Genomic DNA, 2,852 nt, shown 5'->3' with positions numbered 1-2,852 from the left:
TTCTTGCGAGTAAACCAGCGAAGATACAAATAGTGTGGGTAGAAAAGCTATAGCAGAAAAAAGCGCTCTATTTTTCATGTTGTTACCTGTTAGAAAAAGCATGGTTCAAGATAGCAATTTATATAACTATTCTGAACTTTTTTGTTCTGGAGAATAAATATTTTTCATCTAGCGTTAGTTTCAATAGTCCTTATCTCCTGTAGCCCTTTACCTTTGATATAAAGTTTCAAACTCTTAATGCAAACGTAAAAATATATTTTTATTTAAGACGATTTTGAAGAATAAAATTTCAAAAGCACCGCATAATATTAAAAAAATAGAATCAAATACCCGCTCTACACTGATATTCTTTTTTCCAACGTTCGAGGTTTGCACTGTTCAATTTATGTTTCGAACTTTGAAAGCATGCTTTAGAAATAGTGAGCAAACATTGCTATGTTTTAGGTGGAGATAAAAGTGTGATGAAAAACTGGGTTTCAAGAGCAATAAATACCATAAATGCAGATTATCAACGCTCGGCTGATACGCACTTGATCAAGTTAGAACAAATCGCCTTTGAAGATATTGATATCTATCTTAAAGATGAAAGCACGCATCCAACAGGCAGCCTAAAGCATCGTTTAGCTCGTTCACTTTTTCTTTATGCCCTCTGTAATGGAAAAATCGTAGAAGGCACTACGGTCGTTGAAGCCTCATCAGGCAGCACTGCGGTGTCTGAAGCTTATTTTGCAAAAATGATTGGCGTGCCGTTTGTTGCCGTCATGCCTAAATCTACCGCCCAAAGTAAAATAGCGCTTATTGAGCGATATGGTGGACAGTGCCACTTTGTAGATTGCTCTACACAAATGCATAGCGAAGCCACTAAGGTAGCGAAAGAACTTAACGGTTATTTTATGGATCAGTTCCTTTACGCTGAACGCGCTACAGACTGGCGCGGAAACAATAATATTGCGCAAAGTATCTTTGAACAAATGCAAGCAGAGCCCCACCCCGTGCCGCACACCGTAGTCATGAGTGCGGGTACAGGCGGCACATCTGCCACCATTGGCCGTTACATACGGTACAAAGGGCTCTCCTCAAAACTTGTTGTTGTAGATCCAGACTTCAGCGTGTTTTTTGATAGTTTCAAAAACAAAGATCACACGCTTACCGCTACCCGTGGAAGCCGTATAGAGGGGATTGGACGCCCTAAAGTAGAAGCCTCTTTTCAGCACGATGTTATAGACGACATGATTGCAGTTCCCGATGCCGCCAGCATTGCTACCATGCATTGGTTAAACAACACGATGGGAATAAAAGCCGGCCCCTCTACTGGCACCAACCTATGGGGCGCATTAAGTATTGCCAAACAGATGAAGCAGCGAGGAGAAGCTGGCTCTATTGTTACACTTATGTGCGATAGCGGTGAAAGGTATGTTGATACCTATTACAACGCTGAGTGGGTAGAAAAAAACATTGGTTCTTTAGATAAATATACCGCCAAATTAAAAGACATCGGTGCCGGTGTGTAAAATGTATGCAGCCGGTTTCAGTAATTTAAAGTGCTAGAGCGTTATATATCGCGCAGTACTTTATACAAAGTGTTTAACAATATACATTGGCAATATTCTTTTAAATGACAAAGCGCGCATAATCATGATCAAAATAAAAAACGTTGTTAGTTGTACCGTTGCATTAGTCACAACATTTGTTTCCCACAACGCCTTTGCTAGTAGTATATCTACTATTGAAGGCGCCAATACGGGCAGCGCTAAAACCAGCCAAGCTGTAGTTGCCAGTTCCACTGACATCGCTAACAGCAATTATGAAAGCGTTTTTGCTAACCTCGCCCTTCACTGTATTCATCAAGAGTTTCCCAATGTAGTTAAACACATGATGAATAGTGGTGATGACGTTAAATTACCAAGTAAACTCTACCCTGCTTTTTACGGTTGTTTAGACTGGCACTCGTCAGTTCATGGCCACTGGCTTTTAGTAAGAATGCTAAACAAGGCGCAAGGCGCGGTAGATAAAGATGAGATAATTGAAAAGCTTAACACCAGCTTTACGCCCGAAAACATTCAAGGTGAACTAGCAAGCCTTAAGCGTGAAAACAATGCTTCATTTGAGCGCCCTTATGGTCTTGCTTGGTTTCTGCAGTTAACCGCAGAATTGCGTCAATCTTCACTACAAGAAGCAAAAATATGGCTCAATACGCTACTTCCGCTTGAGGAAGAAATTGTGACAAGAGTAAGCGCGTGGTTACCCAAGTTGGCTTACCCCATTCGCACAGGCGAACACAGTCAAACCGCTTTTGCTTTTGGTCTAATGTTAGATTGGGCAAAAGCTGCAGGCAATAAGGAGTTTGAATCTCTGCTTACCTCAAGAGTGAAAGACTACTACCAAACCGATACACAATGTCCACTTGCCTACGAGCCTTCAGGGCAAGATTTCCTATCACCGTGTCTCGCAGAAGCTGACCTAATGCGTCGAGTAATGTCTAAAAAGGACTATAGCAAATGGCTTTCTACGTTCTTCCCTGGCCTCACTGCAAAGACATCAAATTGGCTTGCTCCTGCTACAGTGACTGATAAAACTGATGGTAAGCTAGCTCATCTAGACGGGCTAAATATCAGCCGTGCGTGGATGATTGAAGGTATCATGAGCGCGTTACCAGACGATGACGCACGCTTACCAGTACTGGAGAAAACGCTAAAAGCACACCGTGAAGCAGGATTAAACGCTGTGTTTGGCGATATGCACTACATGGGAAGCCACTGGCTTGGCAGTTTTGCTAGCTACTTAGAAACGCAGCGTGGATTGAATTAGTTTATATCCTACTAAAGTGTGAGATGAATGGGCACTAAAGTGCT

Annotated in this window: 2 protein-coding genes; both read left to right on the top strand. The window is 41.9% G+C overall.

The features are described from left to right. The first annotated feature begins 461 nt into the window (after positions 1-461). Positions 462-1,511: a PLP-dependent cysteine synthase family protein gene (locus tag KL866_RS03565; protein WP_025254477.1), complete on the top strand. Its 1,050-nt coding sequence runs from the start codon at positions 462-464 to the stop codon at positions 1,509-1,511. Between the two features lie 43 nt (positions 1,512-1,554). Next, the gene (locus tag KL866_RS03560) at positions 1,555-2,808 is read left to right on the top strand and encodes a DUF2891 domain-containing protein (RefSeq protein ID WP_214993387.1); all 1,254 of its coding nucleotides are present in this window, start codon (positions 1,555-1,557) and stop codon (positions 2,806-2,808) included. Positions 2,809-2,852 lie beyond the last annotated feature (44 nt).

Origin of the sequence: Alteromonas sp. ALT199 (assembly GCF_018619335.1) — a bacterium.
Taxonomy (GTDB): domain Bacteria; phylum Pseudomonadota; class Gammaproteobacteria; order Enterobacterales; family Alteromonadaceae; genus Alteromonas.
This window is presented reverse-complemented; position numbering and strand designations above follow the sequence as displayed.

What these genes read in the sequence shown, in the direction of transcription:
- KL866_RS03565 (WP_025254477.1), top strand. Translation starts at nt 462, where the DNA reads ATGAAAAACTGGGTTTCAAGAGCAATAAATACCATAAATGCAGATTAT.